This window comes from Bacillus sp. AFS029637 (assembly GCF_002584985.1).
GTDB lineage: Bacteria > Bacillota > Bacilli > Bacillales > Bacillaceae_G > Bacillus_A.
On sequence record NZ_NUPZ01000024.1, the window covers coordinates 174,281 to 195,650 of the forward strand.

Annotated in this window: 21 protein-coding genes and 1 riboswitch; of the genes, 14 read left to right on the forward strand and 7 right to left on the reverse strand. The window is 35.5% G+C overall.

Annotation, left to right across the window (positions count from 1 at the left end; all coding sequences use genetic code 11):
• Nucleotides 1–56: 56 nt before the first annotated feature.
• From COE49_RS14225 to phaQ, 6 genes are all read right to left on the reverse strand, one after another.
• Nucleotides 57–851, reverse strand: a complete 795-nt coding sequence (locus COE49_RS14225; RefSeq protein WP_088231348.1) for a TerC family protein — start codon at nt 849–851, stop codon at nt 57–59.
• Nucleotides 852–941: 90 nt separating this feature from the next.
• Nucleotides 942–1,108, reverse strand: a riboswitch (yybP-ykoY riboswitch).
• 38 nt (nt 1,109–1,146) lie between these two features.
• Complete coding sequence (locus COE49_RS14230) at nt 1,147–2,466, reverse strand: TrkH family potassium uptake protein (RefSeq protein WP_088231347.1); 1,320 nt, start codon at nt 2,464–2,466, stop codon at nt 1,147–1,149.
• A 114-nt stretch (nt 2,467–2,580) separates the two neighbouring features.
• On the reverse strand, nt 2,581–2,766 hold the full coding sequence (locus COE49_RS14235; protein WP_000241212.1) for an alpha/beta-type small acid-soluble spore protein: 186 nt from the start codon (nt 2,764–2,766) through the stop codon (nt 2,581–2,583).
• 146 nt (nt 2,767–2,912) lie between these two features.
• Nucleotides 2,913–3,356, reverse strand: a complete 444-nt coding sequence (locus COE49_RS14240; RefSeq protein WP_071709900.1) for a MaoC family dehydratase — start codon at nt 3,354–3,356, stop codon at nt 2,913–2,915.
• Between the two features lie 101 nt (nt 3,357–3,457).
• Nucleotides 3,458–3,982, reverse strand: coding sequence for a polyhydroxyalkanoic acid inclusion protein PhaP (gene phaP / locus COE49_RS14245; protein WP_000448582.1), 525 nt, complete (start codon nt 3,980–3,982; stop codon nt 3,458–3,460).
• A gap of 42 nt (nt 3,983–4,024) precedes the next feature.
• Complete coding sequence (phaQ, locus tag COE49_RS14250) at nt 4,025–4,477, reverse strand: poly-beta-hydroxybutyrate-responsive repressor (RefSeq protein ID WP_000903017.1); 453 nt, start codon at nt 4,475–4,477, stop codon at nt 4,025–4,027.
• A gap of 198 nt (nt 4,478–4,675) precedes the next feature.
• Between phaQ and phaR the strand changes: the two genes are divergently transcribed.
• The 5 genes from phaR (at nt 4,676) to COE49_RS14275 (ending at nt 9,882) form a co-directional block, all read left to right on the forward strand.
• Entirely contained in the window at nt 4,676–5,158 is a 483-nt protein-coding gene (gene phaR / locus COE49_RS14255) for a polyhydroxyalkanoic acid synthase subunit PhaR (protein WP_088231346.1), read from the forward strand.
• A 150-nt stretch (nt 5,159–5,308) separates the two neighbouring features.
• On the forward strand, nt 5,309–6,052 hold the full coding sequence (locus tag COE49_RS14260) for an acetoacetyl-CoA reductase (RefSeq protein WP_000250412.1): 744 nt from the start codon (nt 5,309–5,311) through the stop codon (nt 6,050–6,052).
• An 82-nt stretch (nt 6,053–6,134) separates the two neighbouring features.
• Nucleotides 6,135–7,220 carry a class III poly(R)-hydroxyalkanoic acid synthase subunit PhaC gene (gene phaC, locus COE49_RS14265; RefSeq protein WP_000206837.1) on the forward strand — a complete coding sequence of 362 codons (1,086 nt, stop codon included), beginning with the start codon at nt 6,135–6,137 and terminating at the stop codon, nt 7,218–7,220.
• Nucleotides 7,221–7,315: 95 nt separating this feature from the next.
• Nucleotides 7,316–8,509, forward strand: a complete 1,194-nt coding sequence (locus COE49_RS14270) for an NAD(P)/FAD-dependent oxidoreductase (protein WP_088231345.1) — start codon at nt 7,316–7,318, stop codon at nt 8,507–8,509.
• 23 nt (nt 8,510–8,532) lie between these two features.
• Nucleotides 8,533–9,882 (forward strand): TrkH family potassium uptake protein, encoded by a 1,350-nt coding sequence (locus COE49_RS14275; protein ID WP_098252411.1) that lies wholly within the window; start codon nt 8,533–8,535, stop codon nt 9,880–9,882.
• 40 nt (nt 9,883–9,922) lie between these two features.
• On the opposite strand, the gene COE49_RS14280 is transcribed toward COE49_RS14275, so the two are convergent.
• A complete protein-coding gene (locus COE49_RS14280; RefSeq protein ID WP_140417397.1) occupies nt 9,923–10,258 on the reverse strand; it encodes a DUF3905 domain-containing protein in 336 nt (111 codons plus the stop codon).
• A 146-nt stretch (nt 10,259–10,404) separates the two neighbouring features.
• Here COE49_RS14280 and COE49_RS27655 point away from each other — a divergent pair, with 146 nt between their 5' ends.
• From COE49_RS27655 to COE49_RS14335, 9 genes are all read left to right on the forward strand, one after another.
• Nucleotides 10,405–10,557 carry a hypothetical protein gene (locus tag COE49_RS27655; RefSeq protein ID WP_000240799.1) on the forward strand — a complete coding sequence of 51 codons (153 nt, stop codon included), beginning with the start codon at nt 10,405–10,407 and terminating at the stop codon, nt 10,555–10,557.
• Between the two features lie 228 nt (nt 10,558–10,785).
• Nucleotides 10,786–11,862 (forward strand): putative 2-aminoethylphosphonate ABC transporter substrate-binding protein, encoded by a 1,077-nt coding sequence (locus COE49_RS14295; protein WP_088231342.1) that lies wholly within the window; start codon nt 10,786–10,788, stop codon nt 11,860–11,862.
• Nucleotides 11,863–11,881: 19 nt separating this feature from the next.
• Complete coding sequence (locus COE49_RS14300) at nt 11,882–12,883, forward strand: putative 2-aminoethylphosphonate ABC transporter ATP-binding protein (RefSeq protein ID WP_088231341.1); 1,002 nt, start codon at nt 11,882–11,884, stop codon at nt 12,881–12,883.
• A complete protein-coding gene (locus COE49_RS14305) occupies nt 12,884–14,641 on the forward strand; it encodes a putative 2-aminoethylphosphonate ABC transporter permease subunit (RefSeq protein WP_141524742.1) in 1,758 nt (585 codons plus the stop codon).
• A 21-nt stretch (nt 14,642–14,662) separates the two neighbouring features.
• Nucleotides 14,663–15,457 (forward strand): phosphonoacetaldehyde hydrolase, encoded by a 795-nt coding sequence (gene phnX, locus COE49_RS14310; protein ID WP_098252409.1) that lies wholly within the window; start codon nt 14,663–14,665, stop codon nt 15,455–15,457.
• 15 nt (nt 15,458–15,472) lie between these two features.
• Nucleotides 15,473–16,570 carry a 2-aminoethylphosphonate--pyruvate transaminase gene (phnW, locus tag COE49_RS14315; RefSeq protein WP_088231339.1) on the forward strand — a complete coding sequence of 366 codons (1,098 nt, stop codon included), beginning with the start codon at nt 15,473–15,475 and terminating at the stop codon, nt 16,568–16,570.
• Nucleotides 16,567–17,751 (forward strand): saccharopine dehydrogenase family protein, encoded by a 1,185-nt coding sequence (locus tag COE49_RS14320; RefSeq protein ID WP_098945934.1) that lies wholly within the window; start codon nt 16,567–16,569, stop codon nt 17,749–17,751. The genes phnW and COE49_RS14320 overlap by 4 nt, the downstream gene beginning before the upstream one ends.
• A 40-nt stretch (nt 17,752–17,791) precedes the next feature.
• Nucleotides 17,792–18,574: a DeoR/GlpR family DNA-binding transcription regulator gene (locus COE49_RS14325; protein WP_088231337.1), complete on the forward strand. Its 783-nt coding sequence runs from the start codon at nt 17,792–17,794 to the stop codon at nt 18,572–18,574.
• A 434-nt stretch (nt 18,575–19,008) separates the two neighbouring features.
• The gene (locus COE49_RS14335) at nt 19,009–21,264 is read left to right on the forward strand and encodes an NEAT domain-containing leucine-rich repeat protein (RefSeq protein WP_088231336.1); all 2,256 of its coding nucleotides are present in this window, start codon (nt 19,009–19,011) and stop codon (nt 21,262–21,264) included.
• Nucleotides 21,265–21,370: the final 106 nt, after the last annotated feature.

Sequence of the window (21,370 nt, forward strand, 5' to 3'; positions counted from 1 at the left end):
GGTAGTATAATGGAATTTTTTCTGAAAATAGAAAGGGAAAAGAAAAAGCGCTGTAATTACAGCGCTTTTTCGTCTAAATTCTTTTCTACTTTTACTTCTACTTCTTTTGAGAAGAACCAACCACAAACTGCGATTCCAACTAATACACCCCAGAATGTAAGCTTCCACGGAGTAGATTCTGGGAATGAGTGTGGAAGGACACCTAAAGCAGGGTGTGCTAACGTATACACTGCTAATTTCACACCAACCCAACCTACAATTAAAAATGCTGCAGTTTCAAGTCCTGGTTTACGTTTTAATATTTGTACGAAAGCAGATGCTGCAAATCGCATAATAACTAATCCGATAAGTCCACCTGTAAAGATAACGATAAATTGCCCTGTATCAAGACTACCAATCGTACCTAACCCTGTTTTTGGTAAAGTCATTGCTAATGCAACGGCAGCTAAAATAGAATCAACTGCGAAGGCAATATCTGCAACTTCGACTTTAAAGACAGTCCACCAAAAGTTCTCTTGCTTTTTCTCTGTTTCTTTTTCTTCTGTTTCTTCAGGTGCGTTCTTTTTAACATACGTTTTAAATAAGTGATTACCAGCGATAAACATAAGATAAATGGCACCAATTGCTTGCACTTGCCATACATCGACTAGAAATGAAATCATAAATAGTGATCCGAAGCGGAAAACAAATGCCCCTGCTAATCCATAAAATAGTGCTTTCTTTCGTTTTTCTTCTGGTAAATGTTTTACCATAATTGCCAGAACGAGAGCGTTATCAGCCGCTAAAATCCCCTCTAGTGCAATTAGGATGAGTAATACCCAACCATACTCCAATAATAATGATACATCCATGTACATTCTCCTCTCATTTCTATAAGTACTAAATAAGTGAAGAATTTCCCCACTATTTAGTTTCCCCATACTCCTGCCTATTAACTTTGGAATAATTTGGTAATGAATACAAAAAAGACCTCTGCCGTTAATAGGCAAAGGTCTTGCTAGACATATGTAATGAAAATGCCAACAAAGCCGGAAGAACTAAGTTCTACGTAATGACGACTTTGTTTCCAAGAAATAATTCTTGGACGCTACTCCCCTTTGGAGATATGCTATTGTATTCTCATTATATGGATAATTTATACGGTTGTCAACCTGTTAAAATATCTTCATTCGGATATTTTATTTTTCGGTTCTTTTTACGTGCAAATGAAAAGGCCAATGTTAAAGGTCCCATTTTGCCAAAGAACATCATAAAGATAATAATAGTTTTTCCGATCATAGTTAAGTGGGGTGTTAAATTCATGCTGAGGCCGACAGTACCGAATGCTGAAAATACTTCGAAAGCACTCATCAATAGAGGAACACGCTCAGTAATACTCAAAATTAAAATAGCAAAAAAGATAAATGAAATGGAAATAATAGTAATGGTTAATGATTTGACAATGAGAGTATCTTTAATGGATTTTTTAAACACGACAATATCATCTTGTTCTTGTAAAAATTTAAATACGCCAAAAAGCATAATTAAAAAGGTTGTTAACTTAATTCCACCACCAGTTGAAGCACTACCAGCGCCAATAAACATAAGGAGCATCATTAATAGTAGGGAAGGTTTGGATAATGCAGAAATATCAACTGTATTAAACCCGGCAGTTCGCGTTGAAATTGCTTGGAAATAAGCGGCCATTCCTTCTTCAAAAGGGGTAAATCCTCTCATAGAAAGGGAGTTATGGAACTCGAATATAAAAATTAAAACGGTAGCAATAATATTTACGATTAGAGTAGAAGAGAGCATAAGTTTTGAGTGTAAAGTAAGGTTTTTAAAATTTTTCTTTCTTTTGATATCTATGATGACTGTAAAACCAATCCCACCTAAAATGATGAGGGAGGAAATAACAAGATTGACAAGAATGCTATGGGAATGGGACATTAAATTATCACTCCACACAGAAAAACCAGCGTTATTAAAGGCTGAGATCGAATGAAAAAAACTATAATATATCCCTTTCGCAATCCCGTATTTGGGTACCCATTCAAAAGAGAGAAACAAAGTAGCGATACATTCAACTGTAAAAGAGAATAAAAATAATGATTTGGCAAGACGAATGACCCCGCCGATATTCGTTTGATTTAATGCTTGTTGCAGTAAAATTCGGTTTTGAAGCCCGATTTTTCTACCGAGCATAATCGCAATTAAAACAGCAAAGCTCATAATGCCAAGCCCACCCACTTGTATAAGCGTTAAAATGACACACTGTCCAAATAAAGTAAATACTTTTCCAGTATCCACAACACCAAGCCCAGTAACAGTACAAGCAGAAACGGTTGTAAATAAGGCATCGAGCCATGAAATAGACGTTGTTGTAGCAATTGGTAATTTTAATAAGCATGTGCCAACAATTGATAACACAATAAAAGATAAAGTAAGAACGCGGGGAGGACTCATGCTAATATTAATCCGTTTCATGTCACATATCACTCCTTTCGTTTTGCTTTTACTAGTATGTGAAAAAGCACGATTATGTATGTTAAAAATAGAAAGAGGCAGAGAATATCTGCCTCTAAGCCATATGTTATAGTATTATCCACGTAATTGTTGTTGAGCTAAAGCGACAAGACGTTTTGTTACTTCACCGCCAACTGAACCGTTAGAGCGAGAAGCTGTATTAGACCCTAAGCTAACACCGAATTCTTGTGCAATTTCATATTTAAATTGTTCAAGCGCTTGTTCTGCACCTGGAACTAGTAATTTGTTTGTTTTCACCATGTTGATACACATCCTTATGAGTAGTCCAGTTTAGTTAAGTACTATCTAAACTGGTACCGTTATTTTATGTGGAAACGATGTACTCATACCCGGAAGTAATCGGTGTGATTAGAAGTTCTTGGATAGAAAAAAGAGTAGCAAATTTGCTACTCTTTTTTCAGTATTGTCGCTGTACCTTCCACGACAATATCACCCGATTGATTATAGATGTTTGTTTGTAATGTAATGATTTTTTTATCATCCCGTTTTTTAATAACTTCTGCCACTACACGAAGTGTATCGCCGATTTTGACAGGAGCGCGGAATGAAACGTTTTGAGACAAATAAATCGTATTTTTGCCCGGAAGTTTCGTTCCAAGAATGGTGGAAATAAAACTGGAAACGAGCATGCCATGAGCAATACGTTCTTTAAACATTGTCGTTTTTGCAAACGAATCTAAAATATGAATGGGATTGACATCTCCAGTCAATTTTGCAAAATTGATAACGTCCTCATCCGTAATTTGTTTTGTTAAAGATGCTTGATCACCGACTTGAATCTCATCATAACGAAGCTCCGGAACAGTTTGTGCTTCTTGAAATGGATTCATTTTGTCCTCCTTCTTTTCCATATCGAAAAATGCCAGCCATCTTGATGTAGTAGGAGGAAGAAAGAGTTTTGTTTGTGCTGCGGTTAGTTGCCACATTTTTCTTACTTGATGGAAGTAAATAGATTTTTTGAGTTTTCCTCGAACTGCTTTGCGAGTTCTAGTTGTTTGGACTTGAACTCTCCCAAAAAAACTTCTAACTGTTTTTGAACCTCTTCACGTTGCGTTTGTTGTTGTTCGATAAAGTGCTTTGTTGTTTCTTCAAATTGACCGCTAGTTTGAGTAAGAATAGACAAAGATGTTTTCGTAGGAGAAACAGTAAGTTGGTGCATTTGAGTAGAAAGCTCATTCCATTTTTCTTGCCACTCGTTAATTTGATCGTTTAAGGAGTTTCCAGTTAATTGCTTCACGTAATCCGTGTATTGGTTATTGAACTGAGCAGTAAATTGTTGTAGTTCTTTTTCTAGTTCATCTACTCCTGATGTTAATTTATGCAAAGCGTCTTGTTGTTGTTTTAACGTTTCTAAAGTAAGTTGCTCTAATTGTTTCCCAGCTGAAGAGAAAAGGGAAAGAGATTGAGACCAGTTTTTCCAAAATGCATCGACTAATTCGTATGGCTTAGTTTCCATTGTTTGACCCCCAAATGTTTTTTTGCATATTGTGAACGCAGATTACTCTGCTGTACCACCAGGTGAAGATGAAGAATCCTTTTCATCCTTTTCTGGAGAAGTAGAAAATGGAAAGAATGCATTGGTGTATAACGTGAAAAACGTTCGCAACATATTTTGATAATGTTCAAAAGAAGTCGCACATGTTGTTAAATATTGCTCTCCATATTCAGTTAAAGAATAAATTCTTTTTGCTGGCCCTCCGTCGCTTGTATCCCAAGTAGAAGAAATAAGGTTTTCTTTTTCTAATTTGCGTAGTGTTCGATACACATTACCTTGGTCAACAGAAGAAAAGCCGATATCCATTAGCATTTGAATAAGTTTGTAACCGTGAAGACTCCAGTCTTTTAGACAGAGAAGTAAGAAAGGAACTAAGAAGTTTTTTGGCATGGAGTTTGGTTGTTTCGCTTGGTTTTTTTCCAAACTTTCTGGGTGTTCTGGTTCATTATGTAGCATGATTGTGCATCACCTCATGAATCAGTTAGATGGAATTTTTTGCTTATAAGTGCAATTTACACCTATCTGTTTTTAATGTCAATACATTTGTTGGAAAATAAAGAAAAATAAAATATAGGGTTGAAGTTTTATTCAGAATATTAGAAAATAGTGAATAGGTTGAATTGTTTCAAAAACGAAAAAGGGAGTGTAGGTAAAGTGATTGATCAAAAATTCGATCCACTACAAGCATGGAAAAATGCTTATGAACAAACCGAAACATTTTGGGGAAAAGCGCTCAATGAAACAATTAAAACAGAAGAATATTCTGCTTGGATGGGTAGCGTTCTAGATTTGAATTTGTTTTATCAAAAAGCATTAAATGATACGACAAAAAGCTATTTAGAACAAGTAAACGTACCGACAAAAGAGGATATTGCAAGAGTGGCTACGCTTGTTATTAACTTGGAAAATAAAGTAGATAACATCGAGGAGTTTCTAGAGGAGAAAGTAGATTCTTTAGGACAAGCTCCTACATTAAAGCGTGATGTTACGAAAGTAAAACAAGATATTCGGACGTTAGAAACGAAAGTTGATCAAATTTTAGAATTGCTAGAAAAGCAAAATGCAGTGCTAGCGAAACTACAAGAACCTGTAAAAGAAGAAGTAAAACCTACGAATAAGCCGGAAAATAAAAAATGATAAAAGCGCTTGTTTATAACAGGTAAAAGAGAGAGGGAGAATCTCTTTTCGTGTATAAACAGTGAAACATAATTATATAGGGACTCAATAGTATGAGTACCAAAATGATTCATAACATTCGTTCACAAATTCATTTAAGGGGGAAAAGAAATGGTTCAATTAAATGGCAAAGTAGCAATCGTAACAGGTGGGGCAAAAGGAATTGGAAAAGCAATTACAGTAGCATTAGCACAAGAGGGCGCTAAAGTTGTTATTAATTATAACAGCAGTAAAGAAGCAGCTGAAAATTTAGTAAATGAATTAGGAAAAGAAGGACATGACGTTTATGCAGTGCAAGCGGATGTTTCTAAAGTAGAAGATGCAAATCGTCTTGTAGAAGAAGCTGTGAATCATTTTGGTAAAGTTGATATTCTTGTTAACAATGCCGGTATTACAAGAGATCGTACATTCAAAAAGTTAAATCGTGAAGATTGGGAGCGCGTAATTGACGTGAACTTAAGCAGTGTATTTAATACAACAAGTGCGGTACTTCCATACATAACGGAAGCAGAAGAAGGAAGAATTATTAGTATTTCTTCTATTATCGGTCAAGCTGGTGGATTTGGACAAACAAACTATTCAGCAGCGAAAGCAGGTATGCTAGGATTCACAAAATCATTAGCGTTAGAACTTGCAAAAACAAATGTAACTGTAAACGCAATTTGCCCAGGATTTATTGATACTGAAATGGTAGCAGAAGTACCGGAAGAAGTACGTCAAAAAATCGTTGCGAAAATCCCGAAAAAACGTTTTGGTCAAGCTGATGAAATTGCAAAAGGTGTAGTATATCTATGCCGTGACGGTGCGTATATCACAGGTCAGCAATTAAATATTAACGGCGGATTATACATGTAATGAAGTAAGAAAAAAGTGCATATCCATATCAGGAATGCACTTCTTTTTTTAGAAAGAAATCGACCGAAAAGGAGATAGAAAAATGACTACATTCGTAACAGAATGGGAAAAGCAATTAGAGTTGTACCCAGAAGAATATCGCAAAGCATATCGTCGTGTGAAAAGAGCGAGTGAAATTTTATTACGCGAACCAGAACCACAAGTTGGTTTAACACCGAAAGAGGTTATTTGGACGAAGAATAAAACGAAGCTTTATCGTTACATTCCAAAACAAGAAAAAACACAGAGAGTACCAATCTTATTAATATATGCTCTTATTAATAAGCCATATATTATGGATTTAACTCCAGGAAATAGTTTAGTGGAATATTTAGTAGATCGTGGTTTTGATGTATATATGCTTGATTGGGGCACATTTGGTTTAGAAGATAGTCATTTGAAATTTGATGATTTCGTGTTCGATTATATTGCGAAAGCAGTCAAAAAAGTAATGAGAACTGCAAAATCGGACGAGATTTCTTTACTTGGTTATTGCATGGGTGGAACATTAACATCCATTTATGCAGCACTTCATCCGCACATGCCAATTCGTAATTTAATTTTCATGACAAGTCCTTTTGACTTTTCTGAAACAGGATTATATGGTCCTTTACTAGATGAAAAATATTTCAATTTAGATAAAGCGGTTGATACATTCGGAAACATTCCACCAGAAATGATTGATTTCGGAAACAAGATGTTAAAGCCAATTACAAACTTTGTTGGTCCGTACGTTGCTTTAGTCGATCGCTCAGAAAATGAGCGCTTCGTCGAAAGTTGGAAATTAGTTCAAAAGTGGGTTGGCGATGGTATTCCGTTCCCAGGTGAATCATATAGACAGTGGATTCGTGATTTTTATCAAAATAATAAATTGGTTAAGGGTGAACTCGTTATTCGCGGACAAAAGGTAGACCTTGCAAATATTAAGGCGAATGTCTTAAATATTTCCGCAAAACGTGATCATATTGCTCTGCCATGTCAAGTAGAAGCGTTACTTGATCATATTTCTAGTACAGATAAACAATATGTATGTTTACCAACAGGACATATGTCTATCGTTTACGGTGGAACAGCTGTAAAACAAACATATCCGACGATTGGAAATTGGCTTGAAGAGCGTTCTAATTAAAAATAAAAAAATCCAACTAGCGCACGTTAGTTGGATTTTTTTATGGGAAATAACAAAACATAGAAAGGAGAAATTTACATTATAGGAGTATAATTATGAAGCTTATGACCGGTAAGTTGTTTTGGAATACAGGTGTTTCTGTACCTTGTTATCCACCGTTAGAAAGTGATATGATATGTGATGTGCTCGTAGTTGGAAGTGGAGAAGCAGGTGCTCATATAGCGTATTCGTTAGCGAAAATTGGAATGAGTGTTACGCTCATTGAAAAAAGGGCAATCGCATGTGGTAGCACAGCTGCCAATACAGGTTTATTGCAATTTCTTCATGATAAATCATTAACCTCCCTAATTCATACATTTGGTAGAGAAAAAGGGGTACGAGCATATAGACTCTGTTATGAAGCGTTAAGAACAATGGAGGAAGTTGTGCCGACTCTTGATATGAATCCCCATTTTATTCCTCGAAATAGTTTATATTATGCAAGTAAAAGTGAAGATGTTTCATTTTTACAAGAGGAATATAATACGTTACATGAGTATGGGTTTCCAGTTGAATACTTTGCAGAATCTGATATTAAAAAGCGTTATTCTTTTATAAAAAAAGCGGCGCTATATACGCATGGCGATGCTGAGGTGAATCCATATTTATTAGCGCATAGTCTCTTGCATAAAGCAAGCCAAATGGGAGCCACTATACATGAACATACAGAGGCAATACATATAAAAAAACTTCAAGATGATTTGATATGTTATACGAAAATGGGAAATCAAATTGTAGCAAAGAATATTATTATGGCTACAGGTTATGAAGCACTTTTTGGAAAGAAAGAAAAAAATACAACAGTAGAGACATCTTATGCAGTTGTGACAAATGAGGTAGATCATTTTGAGGGATGGTATGAGCAATCCTTAATTTGGGAAACAGCAAGACCTTATTTATATTTTCGAACGTATCAAAATCGCATTATTATAGGTGGATTAGATGAGGCGATGCAAATTCAAGCAATCGGTGATACGAAATTATTGCATAAGCGTAATATCCTTATTAATCTTGTAAAAGAAATGTTCCCACAATATAAAAATATACAGGCAGAGTACTATTGGGCAGCAGCATTTGGTGGTAGTCACGATGGTCTTCCTATTTTAAAAGAGGATAAACAGATACATAATTTGTTTTATGCATTGCCGTATGGAGGTAATGGAACTGTATATGGAATGGTGTTTGCCAAATTATTTGAGCAGTTATTTACAAATAAAGAAAGTGAAGATTTTTCTTTATTTAATCGATAGAAAAAAGGTAGCGAAGTGATGGAATGAGAGATATAAAAAAGTTTTTACAAAAATTACGTCCTGTACAACTTATTGTTTTGTTTTATTTATTAGCAGTAGTTGTATCAGTGATATTACTTAGTTTACCGTTTGTTACGAAGGATGGTGTGAAATGGACGTTTATCGACGCCTTATTTACATCTGTTAGTGCGGTAAGTGTGACGGGATTGTCTGTTGTTACGATTTCAGATACATTTACTACGGCAGGAATTATTGTTCTTGCCCTAATTTTACAATTAGGCGGCTTAGGGATTATGGCGCTTGGTACGTTCGTTTGGATCATAACGGGGAAAAAGATTGGTTTACAGCGAAGAAGATTAATTATGGCAGACCATAATCAAGGAAATCTATCAGGTCTTGTAGAATTGATGCGTTCTATTTTAATTGTAATTATTTCGATAGAGCTCATTGGAGCAATACTGTTAGGGACTAGATTTCTACTTTACTTTCCGACTTGGCAAGAAGCTTATTTTCACGGTTTCTTTGCGGCTGTTAGTGCAACGACGAACGGAGGATTTGATTTAACCGGGCAATCATTAATTCCGTACAAAAAAGATTATATTGTTCAAATGATTCATATGTTACTTATTATTTTAGGAGCTATCGGTTTCCCTGTATTAATGGAAGTAAAGCAATTCTTTAGTAAAAGGCGACAGCAACTATTTCGTTTTTCATTATTTACAAAATTGACGACAACAACATTTTTTGCACTCGTTGTTGTTGGAACTATTATGATTTTTTTACTAGAACGAAATCATTTTTTAGTAGGAAAGTCATGGCATGAAACAGTATTTTATACATTATTCCAATCTGTGACGACGCGAAGTGGTGGACTCGCTACAATGGATATACGTGAACTGTCACAACCAACGCTTTTGTTTATGAGTATATTAATGTTTATCGGGGCATCACCAAGTTCGGTTGGGGGCGGGATCCGTACAACAACATTTGCTGTTAATATATTATCTTTATATACATTTGCAAGGGGCGGGAGAACAGTCCGAGTCTTCAAACGTCAGATACATGAAGAAGATGTACTGAAAGCATCAGTCGTTATGACGATGGGGATTTTATTATGTGCCACAGCGTTATTCATTTTATCTATTACGGAAAATGTGCCACTTATGAGTTTAATCGTTGAAGTTTGTTCTGCCTTCGGAACGACAGGGCTATCAACGGGGATTACGCCAGATTTAACAACTGTCGGTAAACTTGTACTCATTGTACTTATGTTTATTGGACGTGTCGGTATTTTAACATTTATTTTAGCTAGTGGTGGAAGGGAACAGCCGCCTCGCTATAAATATCCGAAAGAGCGAATTATTATTGGATAGCATATGAAACCATTCTACCTAACTTAGGTAGAATGGTTTTTTAGTCGTTAATGCCAAATTGAGGGTGCATAAAAGCCTCATTCTTATTGTCCACTTCTTTTTTTAGCAACTCTTGATTTTCTTCTGAGATCCACCCAATATCATTTGTAGGATGAATCCATTCTTCTCCAGCCATGATGGCAGGATCTACTTCATCACTCCAATTGTTAAGCGGACTGTTTTCGGAATCATATTTACTGTCTCCGATTACAACATCATATTGATTTATAAAAGGTTGTTGCATTTGTTTTCCTGTACCTTTAAAAGAAGGAAAGTTCATTTGATGTGGGAGCGTTTCGTCTAAGATTGGTGACTGAATCTTTTCTTTCTTCTTCAAAATTATCGCTCCTTTTTAATCATTTGTTCATATGTAGTATTTCCATCTAGCGGCTCTTATGTACTTGTTAACACTTGCCAGTAATAATTATTTCAGGTTGCTCCAAACTAGAGTAGAAAGTGATTTCTTGAGAGCAGGTGAATGTATTGGTAAAAAGAAAAGTGAAACAAAATGCGGCAATCAACAATAATAAAACTCCGAAAGAAAGCTTACCAGATGCAGAATTTGCATTAGAGTATGAAGGAGAAAATAGTGCGAAGTATGCAAATCGTAATTCAAAAAAAGGTAAACAAAAATGAGGCGTTTTTTACAAACGCCTCATTTTTTTGTGGGATTATAAAGGTTTTTTTAATTATTTGTAAATTTAGCGTTTATTATTAGCAGAAAAATGCAAAAAAACATAGAAGTAGCAACGTATTACACAAAAACAACCAACAAACGAAAGATTAATGTTGGTTTAATACTGCTTTTACACTAGTTGTTTATATTTGAGTAGTACATAAGATTTGTAAAAGGAGAGAGAAACAGTGAAAAAAACAATCTTTAAAGCTGTAGCAACTGGAATGGTATTTTCGTTATTAATGGGGTGTGGTGCAAAGAAAGAAGAAAGTGCTGGAGCAAAAGTGAAAGATGATAAATTATCTGGATCATTAACTGTGTACACAGCGATTGAAGAAGAGCTTGTACCAATTTATCTTGATTCTTTCAAAAAGAAGTACCCAGATGTGAAGTTGAACATTGTTCGTGATTCAACAGGGGTTATTACAGCGAAATTACTAGCTGAAGGAAAAAATACACAAGCAGATGTTGTATGGGGAACTGCGGCGTCTAGTCTATTAGCTTTAGAGAAAAAAGATATGTTAAAAGAATACTCTCCAAAAGGAGCAGATCGCGTTCTTCCGCAATTTAAAGATGATAAGAAACCTGAAAAATGGGTAGGCAATACGGCATTTATGACGGGAATTGCTGTGAATAAAGAAGAATTAAAAAAGAAAAACTTACCGATGCCAGAATCATATGAAGATTTAACGAAACCAGAATATAAAGGAACGCTTGTTATGCCACATCCAGCTTCTTCTGGAACGGGATTTTTAACAGTTTCTGCATGGCTACAAATTATGGGTGAAGATAAAGGCTGGGATTACATGAAGAAACTTCATGATAATATGGCATCTTATACGCATTCAGGTTCAAAACCAGCGAAATTAGCGGGAGCAGGTGAATATCCAGTTGGTGTATCAATGGTTTATAGCGCTTTAAAAGAGAAACAAAAAGGTGCACCGGTTGAAGTTGTACTGCCGAAAGAAGGATTAGGTTGGGAAGTAGAAGCGAACGCACTTATTAAGAAAGATAATGCAAAGAATGATAAATTAGCACAAGCATTTTTAGATTGGGCCATTACAGATGATGTAATGAAGTTATACTTCGAGAAAAACGGATTTGCGACAATTAAAAATGATTATAAACTTCCAGATGGATTCCCGAAAGATGTGACAGAAAAGTTATACAAACAGAATGACTTTAAATGGGCAGCAGAAAATCGTGACAAAATTTTAGAAAAATGGGAAAAAGAGTTTGGTCAAAAAGCAGAACCGAAAAAGTAAGTGAGTGGGAGAGAGAAAAATGAGCGAATATTTATCAATTCAACACATTCAAAAACAGTTTGATGCATTTACAGCGCTAAAAGATATTTCTTTTACTGTGAAAAAAAATGAGTTTGTTTGTTTATTAGGCCCAAGTGGTTGTGGGAAAACGACGTTGCTCCGAATTTTAGCGGGGCTAGAAGAGGCAACAACAGGTAGTATTGCTGTGAATGGAAATGATATTACAGCTTTACCACCTGGAAAGAGGAACTTCGGAATGGTTTTTCAATCGTACGCATTATTTCCGAATTTAACTGCACTTGAAAACATTGAATACGGCTTAAAGACAAAAAAATATGGAAAAGCAGAAGTAAAAGAGAAAGCGCTGGATGCGTTAGAACTTGTAGATTTGATGAATGTAAAAGATAAATATCCTGCTCAAATGTCTGGTGGACAACAGCAGCGAGTAGCACTTGCACGTGCGCTCGCTCTGTCTCCTGATATTTTGTTACTTGATGAGCCATTATCTGCTTTAGATGCAAAAGTGCGTGGAAAGTTGCGTAGAGAACTGCGTGATTTGCAAGAAAAAGTGGGAGTAACAACTATTATGGTCACGCATGATCAAGAAGAGGCATTAACGATGGCTGATAAAATTGTTGTAATGAATCATGCGGAAATTATGCAGATTGGAACACCAGAGGAGATTTATCAAAGACCAGCCAATCCGTTTGTGGCAGATTTTATTGGTTCTATTAATTTCTTTTCGAAAAATAACGAGGAACATGCAATTCGTCCTGAACATGTAGCAGTTGTACAAAATAATGGTATGAAAACAGTTGTAGAGAGCATGGAATTTCGAGGATCTGTATACCGGACGGAAGTACGAATCGTAGAAGAGAAGACAAACCTATATAATGAAAGAATTGTAGTGGATATATTGGCATCAGAAGTAGAGGCAAATACTATTAGAAAAGGAAAGCCAATTCAAATCTCTTTCTCAGAAAATCATGTGTTGTCATATGGAAAGAAGGTCATTGTATAGATGGAGATGTTAGAAAATTTTAAGGTAGAAAGTACAAAAAAAAAGATTAAGAGACGTATCGGTAAAGAAGAGTGGATACAGAGACTATTAATTATTGGTATGCTTCTTTCATTTTTTATCATGCTTGTATTGCCTCTATTACAACTGTTTACACAAGCCTTTTACGATAAAGATGGAGCTTTCGTTGGTATTGCGAATTTCAGTAAATATTTTACAACACCAACGCTAGTACAATCATTACAAAATACGATATGGATTTCGGGCGCTACAACAATTATTTCAGTTACACTCGCATTCGCTTACGCCTATGCGATTGCTCGTACAAATGTTTTTGGAAAGCGCGTATTTCAATACGTAGCGTTATTACCATTATTCGCACCGACGATGATGCATGGTATTGCGCTTACATATTTATTTGGTAATCAAGGGTTAATAACGAAAGGGATGTTCGGGTTATTTGAAGGAATACAAATACCGTTATACGGACCGGTAGGAATTGTAATGGCTGAAGTTATGTATACATTTCCACAAGCATTTCTTATATTATTAATTGCTTTCCAAGGTTCCGATTATCGTTTATATGAAGCTTCTAATATGTTAGGAGCGAGTAAGACAAAGCAATTTTTCACGGTTACTTTACCTAGTGTAAAGTACGGATTAATTAGCGCGATGTTCGTTGTATTTACGCTTAGTTTCACTGATTTTGGAGCCCCAAAAATTGTTGGTGGACAATACAATGTACTTGCTACCGACGTATATAAGCAAGTAATTGGACAGCAAAACATGTCCATGGGTGCAACTGTCGGAATGATTTTATTAATCCCAGCTATCTTTGCTTTTGCAGTTGATCGTATTACGCAAAGGAAACAGGCGAATCTTTTATCTTCAAAAGCAGTACCTTACAGAATCAAAAATAATAAGAAAAGAGATGTTATTTCGTTTATGTATTGTAGCGTAATAACGCTTATGATCATTCTTTTATTCGTGGCAGTTGGTATTGCTGCAAGTGTGAAAGTGTGGCCATATAATATGAGTTTTACATTTGAGCATTTTAACTTTTCGAGTTTAACAGGAGATGGACTTGAAGCGTTTAAAAATAGCGTAATTGTTTCAGCCGTTACAGCGGTGATTGGAGCGATTTTAACATTTGTGTTTGCTTATGCGATTGAAAAAATAGAACAGTTACATTTTTTCAGAAAAGTAGGTTATTTTTTCTCTATCGTACCGTTAGCGATTCCTGGATTAGTACTTGGATTAGGATATGTCTTTTTCTTCAGCCAACCAACAATACAAATACTAGGATTTTCAGTAACGAATCCGTTTCATTCCTTATATGGCACAATTGCTGTTTTAGTGTTAGTAAATATCATTCATTTTTACTCTGTAACGTTTGTTACCGCAACGACTGCTTTAAAGAAACTAGATCGAGAGTTTGAACTCGTTTCACAGTCAATGGGTATTCCATTTTATAAAACATTCTTTCGAGTAACCGTACCAATGTGTTTACCAGCCATTTTAGAAATGGTTATGTACTACTTCGTGAATTCAATGGTAACTGTCTCAGCAGTCGTGTTCTTGTATGCGGCAGATTTTAAACTAGCTGCTGTATCAATTGTAAATATGGATGATGCAGGAAATGTAGCACCAGCAGCTGCGATGAGTGTACTCATTGTCGTTACCAATATTGTAGTAAGAGTTGTATATGAATGGGGAACGAAAGCACTTCGTAACCGAACGTCACAATGGCAAAAAAGATAAATAAGAAGGGTGATGGAGTGAATGAAAATGGAAGCAGTTATTTTTGATTGGGCAGGTACGACAGTTGATTATGGATGTTTTGCACCACTCGAAGTATTCATGAAGATTTTCTATAAACGTGGAGTTGAAATTACAGCAGAAGAAGCACGTAAGCCAATGGGATTATTGAAAATAGATCATGTAAGGGCACTAACAGAGATGCCTCGTATTGCGAATGAGTGGGAGCGTGTTTTCGGACATTTACCAACTGAAGCAGACATTCATGAGATGTATGAAGAATTTGAAGAAATTCTCTTTACTATTTTGCCACAATATGCCACGCCAATTGATGAGGTGAAAGAAGTGGTTGCTTCATTACGTGCAAGAGGCATTAAAATTGGCTCAACAACTGGTTATACGAGAGAAATGATGGACATTGTTGCAAAAGAAGCAGAAATACAAGGATATAAACCTGATTTTCTTGTGACGCCAGATGATGTTCCAGCAGGCCGTCCGTACCCTTGGATGTGCTATAAAAATGCGATGGAACTTGGTGTGTATCCGATGAGTCATATGGTAAAAGTGGGAGACACGGTGTCAGATATGAAAGAGGGCAGAAATGCTGGAATGTGGACAGTCGGTGTAATCCTTGGCAGTAGTGAGCTTGGTTTAACGAAAGAGGAAGTTGAAACTATGGACCCGGTAGAACTTCGTGAAAAGATGGAAGTAGTTCGTAATCGTTTTGTTGAAAACGGGGCTCATTTTACGATTGAAACGATGCAAGAACTCGAGAGCGTAATTGAACATATCGAGAAACAAGAACTTATTATTTCATAAAAGGGGCATAGGATCATGAATGAAAATCATTACTTATTATTAACGCCAGGACCATTAACGACAACAAAAACAGTAAAAGAAGTTATGCTATACGATTGGTGTACGTGGGATGCGGAATATAACACAATGGTGCAAGATGTAAGAGCTAAACTTGTATCATTAGCAACGAAGGAAGAAGAGAAATATACAACGGTTTTAATGCAAGGAAGCGGTACGTTTTCAGTTGAAGCAGTGTTGGGTTCTGTTATTCCTACAGACGGAAAGCTTCTTGTTTGCACAAATGGTGCTTACGGTAAGCGCATTGTGCAAATGGCAGAGATGTTACGTATAGATGTGGTGGTCAGTCAAACAGAAGAGTGGGAACCTACTAATATTGTAGAGGTAGAAAACTTATTGCAAGAAGATAAAGAGATTACGCATGTTGCAGTCGTTCATTGCGAAACAACGACTGGCATTATAAATCCAATTGCAGATGTATGTAAATTAGGAAAACAGTACGAGAAAGTTACAATCGTTGATGCAATGAGTAGTTTTGGTGGTATTGAAATAGATATTGCTGAGTTGCAAATTGACTTTTTAATTAGTAGTGCGAATAAGTGCATTCAAGGTGTTCCAGGATTCGGATTTGTAATCGCAAAGCGTGCTGAATTACTGAAGTGTAAAGGACAAGCTCGTTCTTTATCTCTGGATTTATATGATCAATGGGAAACGATGGAAGAGCAAAATGGGAAGTGGCGTTTTACTTCACCTACACATGTTGTACACGCTTTTTACCAAGCGCTACTTGAACTAGAAAAAGAAGGCGGAGTAAGAGCGCGTTACAATCGATATTACAACAATCAAAAACTATTAGTGAATAGAATGAAAGAAATCGGCTTTAAGTCAATAGTAGATGAAAAATATCAATCGCCTATCATTACATCTTTCATTTATCCAGAAGAGGACTTCGAGTTTCAACAGTTATATAACGAGTTAAAACGTTATGGATTTGTTATTTATCCTGGGAAAATTTCGAAGGTAGATACGTTCCGCATTGGAAATATTGGTGATGTACATGAGGAAGACATAAATCGTTTAGTTGATAGTATTGCTAAAGGGGCTGTTATAGGGTGAAAGTATTTTGCTTAGGTGGGGCAGGTAAAATTTGTCGTGAAGCAATTTTGGATTTAGTTCAATTTTCATCTTTTGAGACGATTACAGTAGCAGATTTTAACGAAGAAGAGGGACTTGAAGTAGTAGAATGGCTCAACGATCCTCGTGTTAATTTTGTGAAAGTAGATGTTACAAATCATGAGGATACAGTTGCAAAAATGAAAGGTTATGACATTGTAATGGACGGTACGACGATTAAGTTAAATGGATTGTCTACGCGCGCCATTGCGGAAGCTGGGTGTCATGGTGTGAACTTGAATGGGTTTGGTGAAGAAAATGACTCGCATTCTATATTTGTTCAAAATGACAAAACGTGTTTACCTGGGTTTGGTATGACGCCAGGTGTAACGCAAATGATGGCGATGCATGCAGCAAATCAGTTAGATACGGTAGAGTCTGTTCGTGTAAGCCACGGCTCGTATCGTCCAATTGCTTTTTCTGCATCCATTACAGAAACAACGACGTATGAATATGACCCACATTTACCATCGCGTACAGTGTATGAAGATGGTGAGTTTAAGCAGGTACCCCCGTTTGCGCGCCCGAGAGAAATTGAATTGCCAGCGCCTTATGGTAAGGCAACGCAGTATATAATCCCGCATTCTGAAACGTTTACGTTAGCAAAGGCGTTAGAAAATAAAGGTGTCAAATTAATAGAGACGAGAGGAACTTGGCCAAAGCAAAACATGCAGCTCGTACGCGCTTTATATGATTACGGCATATTGCGTAATGATCAGATTGAAATAAATGGTAAAGAGATTGGGATTATGGATTGCATTTCGAAGTATTTACTAAAATCGAAAGAAGGACAAGAAACAGAGCTTTATGGTTATGCTCTTCATGTAGAAGTAGTAGGTATGAAAAATAATCAAAAACAGCGACGTGTGTTATATCATACACATCCGTTATCTGATGGTTCTGTAGGAGGCTGGGAGAAGTTAAGAGCTTATACAAGAAATGTTGGGATCCCATTTGGAATCGCTACAGAGTTAATTGCAAAAGGAGTAGTTAATAAAGTTGGTGTTATTACTCCTGAATTCGCTTTTGAAAATCCACAAATGATTTTTGATGAGCTAGAAAAGCGTGGTATTCATATTCATGAAGAGGTTTTTACTTGCAAAGAAAATTATAACTTTGTATAGGCAAGGAAGTTTATGAGGTAGATATAAATGGGGTGAAGCTATGTCTGTAGTAGGAGAAGAAAGAAAGCGTACCATTCTTGAAAAGGTAGAGTTTAAAGGGAAAGTGAAAGTTTCAGAATTAGCGAGAGAATTTGCTGTATCAACAGAAACAATTCGTCGATATTTAGAAGAATTAGATCGTGAAAAGAAGCTAAAGAAAGTGTATGGTGGAGCTGTTCAACTGCCTGGTGCTGGGATAGAGGCACCGATGTTAGAAAGAGAAATGTTGCATATAGAAGAGAAGAAAAGAATTGGTTATAAAGCAGCAACGTTTGTGGAAGATGGAGATGTTATTGCGATTGATGATGGGAGTACACCACTTCAAATGGTACCATATCTTGTTCATCGTAAAAATTTAACGATTGTGACAAGCTCTTTTCCAGTTGCAACACAATTAATCTCTTCCATTAATAAAAAGATGTTTCACGGTGAAGTTTTATTTATTGGTGGAAAAGTATCTCCAAAGCATTCGCGCGTATCAGGATCTATCTCTCAGCAAGTCATTCATCAATTTCATTTTCATAAAGCGTTTGTTTCGATGGATGGGTTATTACCTAGTTTTGGAGTTTCCAGCTTTGAATTAGAAAAGGCGAAACTGTCAGAAGCGATGATGAAATTAGCGGAAAAAACATATATTCTATGTGATCATACAAAGGTAGGCGTAAAAGGGAATTATCGAATAGCAGCATTTTCTCGTATTCAGCATGTTATTTGTGATAAAAAAATGCCACATAGTTTTGAAGAAGAAGTCAAAAGGCATAATATTCAATGGATAGTTTGCTAAATAAAGTGACAGTAAGACTCCTACCTAATTTTTAGATGGGAGTCTTACTGTCCACAAATAAAGGAATAAAAGATTTGCATTTATGCAAAAAAATGGACACATTTTCTTATTTCCTTCATATAATTTACCAATATAAAAAAAGTTGGTCGGAGGAAAGAAGGGGTAATATGTCAGAACGAATTTATAACAAACTTGTATTGTATACAAATATCTTACAAAAAATCGGTGTAATTAATGAGAAGGAAAAAAGTGAAATTCTTCATACGTTAAGTAAAAAATCCCTTTGAATAAAGGGTTTTTTATTTTTATCTTTATAAATATAAATTTAATGTAACATTACCGTTGACAATGATAATGAGATTCATTATCATTTATTCGTGGATAATTGATAATTTTTATCAATTAAATAATTATATACGATAGGAGATATTATTTTGAAAAAAAATTATATTAAGGCACTAGTAGTAGCAACAACATTAGCAATTCCATTTGCTGCGTATTCTACTCCAGCATTAGCAGCAATAAAAATTGAAGCAAACCAGTCGGTAGCAGCGAGTGATCGCACGTATGATACTGAGATTAAAATTTATAAGGATCAAAAAGACGAGCCATCTATGGTTTCTCAATACATAAAAAATCCTAAAGTAGCGATTGAAGACGGGAAAAAAATTGTTACTGTAACAATGCAAGATAGCGATTATTTTCAATATCTTAGAATAGAAGATAAAAACCAACCTGGTGTATTTCATGATGTGAAAGTTTTGTCAGAAGATAAGAGGAAAAATGGAACGAAAGTAGTTCAATTTGAAATTGGCGAGTTTGAGAAGAAGCATAATATGCAAATGCATATACTTATTCCGGCTATTGGATATGACCATAAATATCAAGTTCAGTTTAAAATTGTAGATCCGACTTTAGGCAACAAAGAAACTGAAAACCCAGATGATAATTCTAATTCAGGTAATACGGAAACAGATGATCAAGTCGACAGTCAAAATATGATAACAGATAAAAAGTTAAGAGAACTTGTTAATAAAAAGGTATTTAATAGAAAAGATGTAGATACACCAATTACGAAAGAGGAATTATTACAAGTAAAAGACTTGTTTTTAAATACGAATGAGATTCTTGATTATAGTGCATTAAAATATATGCCAAATTTAAAATCTTTAACAGTTGCAAATGCAAAGATAAAAGATCCGTCATTCTTTACGAACTTAAAGCAATTGAAACATTTGGCTTTACGCGCTAATGAAATTGTAGATGTAACACCACTTGTTAAGATGGATAATTTGGAATCTCTTGATTTAAGTAATAATAAAATTACGAACGTTGCACCACTAACGGAAATGAAAAATGTAACAAGTTTATATTTAGCAGGAAATCAAATTGAGGATGTGGCACCATTAGCGAAAATGGAACAATTAGATTACTTGAATGTGGCAAACAATAAAATTTCAAATGTTGCTCCGTTAAGTAAGTTGAAAAATGTAACATACTTATCTTTAGCAGGAAATCAAATTGAAGATATTACACCGCTTTATACGTTGCCGTTAAAAGATTTAGTATTAACACGTAATAAGGTGAAAGATTTATCAGGTATAGATCAATTGAATCAATTACAAGAGTTATGGATTGGGAAAAATGAAATAAAAGATGTTACCCCTCTAAGTAAGATGACACAGCTGAAAGTATTAAACTTACCTAACAATGAGTTAAAGGATATTACTCCATTATCAAGTCTAGTAAACTTGCAAAAACTTGATTTAGAAGCAAATTATATTTCAGACTTAACACCAGCTAGCAATTTGAAAAAGTTAGTATTTCTAAGTTTTGTTGCAAATGAAATCCGTGATGTTCGACCAGTTGTAGAACTAAGTAAAACAGCTTACATTAATGTTCAAAATCAAAAAGTATTTTTAGAGGAAACAGAAGTAAATAAAGAAGTGAAAGTACCTGTATACGAAAAAGATGGTAAAATCTCTACAAAAATTCGTTTGAAGAGTGAAGGGGGTACGTATAGTAACGATGCGGTGAAGTGGAGTACACCAGGTGAGAAAGTATATGAATTTGGTGTGAAGGACCCATTTGCGGACACAGGCATTTTCTTCACTGGTTCTGTGATTCAAAATGTTGTAAATGAAAAAGTATCCGAAGAAGTAATAGCATTTAAAGATGTACCAAAGGGCCATTGGTCAGAGAAAGCAATTAATCATTTAGCGAAAGAAAAGATATTTGTAGGTTATGGAAATGGACAATTTGGATTTAGTGATAACATTACTCGTGGTCAAGTAGCAGTTTTAATACAAAAGTACTTGAAGTTGGAGCAAAATGTAGAACAGAAAACGAAGTTCACAGATACGAAAGGAAATGCGTATGAAGGGGCTATTGAGACAGTTGCACAAGCCGGAATTATGACGGGCGATGGCAATGGTAAGTTCCGTCCAGATGGAGTATTAACTCGATATGAAATGTCAGTAGTACTACAAAAAGTATTCAAGTTGAAGGAAAATGGAAATATTGTAGAGAGCTTTAAAGATGTACCAAAGGGTCATTGGGCAGAAGGATATGTGAAAGCTTTAGCGGACAATAATATATCAAAAGGTGATGGGAAAGGAAACTTTTTAGGTGATGACTTCGTAACACGCGAAGAGTATGCGCAGTTTTTATATAACGCAATAATGAAATAAAAAAGAGAAAAATACGTTATTCTTTAAATAAGAAGAATAACGTATTTTTTCATGTACGAAATGAAGAGGATAATAAGTATATGAATAGCCCTTTTTATAGAAGAGC

Bases quoted from the DNA above. Each gene is read 5' to 3' on its own strand.
- phaC (WP_000206837.1), top strand. From the start codon at position 6,135: ATGACTACATTCGTAACAGAATGGGAAAAGCAATTAGAGTTGTACCCA.
- COE49_RS14300 (WP_088231341.1), top strand. From the start codon at position 11,882: ATGAGCGAATATTTATCAATTCAACACATTCAAAAACAGTTTGATGCA.
- COE49_RS14260 (WP_000250412.1), top strand. From the start codon at position 5,309: ATGGTTCAATTAAATGGCAAAGTAGCAATCGTAACAGGTGGGGCAAAA.
- COE49_RS14225 (WP_088231348.1), bottom strand. From the start codon at position 851: ATGGATGTATCATTATTATTGGAGTATGGTTGGGTATTACTCATCCTA.
- phaP (WP_000448582.1), bottom strand. From the start codon at position 3,982: ATGGAAACTAAGCCATACGAATTAGTCGATGCATTTTGGAAAAACTGG.
- COE49_RS14240 (WP_071709900.1), bottom strand. From the start codon at position 3,356: ATGAATCCATTTCAAGAAGCACAAACTGTTCCGGAGCTTCGTTATGAT.
- COE49_RS14270 (WP_088231345.1), top strand. From the start codon at position 7,316: ATGAAGCTTATGACCGGTAAGTTGTTTTGGAATACAGGTGTTTCTGTA.
- COE49_RS14305 (WP_141524742.1), top strand. From the start codon at position 12,884: ATGGAGATGTTAGAAAATTTTAAGGTAGAAAGTACAAAAAAAAAGATT.
- phnW (WP_088231339.1), top strand. From the start codon at position 15,473: ATGAATGAAAATCATTACTTATTATTAACGCCAGGACCATTAACGACA.
- COE49_RS14235 (WP_000241212.1), bottom strand. From the start codon at position 2,766: ATGGTGAAAACAAACAAATTACTAGTTCCAGGTGCAGAACAAGCGCTT.
- COE49_RS14230 (WP_088231347.1), bottom strand. From the start codon at position 2,466: ATGAAACGGATTAATATTAGCATGAGTCCTCCCCGCGTTCTTACTTTA.
- COE49_RS14275 (WP_098252411.1), top strand. From the start codon at position 8,533: ATGAGAGATATAAAAAAGTTTTTACAAAAATTACGTCCTGTACAACTT.
- phnX (WP_098252409.1), top strand. From the start codon at position 14,663: ATGAAAATGGAAGCAGTTATTTTTGATTGGGCAGGTACGACAGTTGAT.
- phaQ (WP_000903017.1), bottom strand. From the start codon at position 4,477: ATGCTACATAATGAACCAGAACACCCAGAAAGTTTGGAAAAAAACCAA.
- COE49_RS14325 (WP_088231337.1), top strand. From the start codon at position 17,792: ATGTCTGTAGTAGGAGAAGAAAGAAAGCGTACCATTCTTGAAAAGGTA.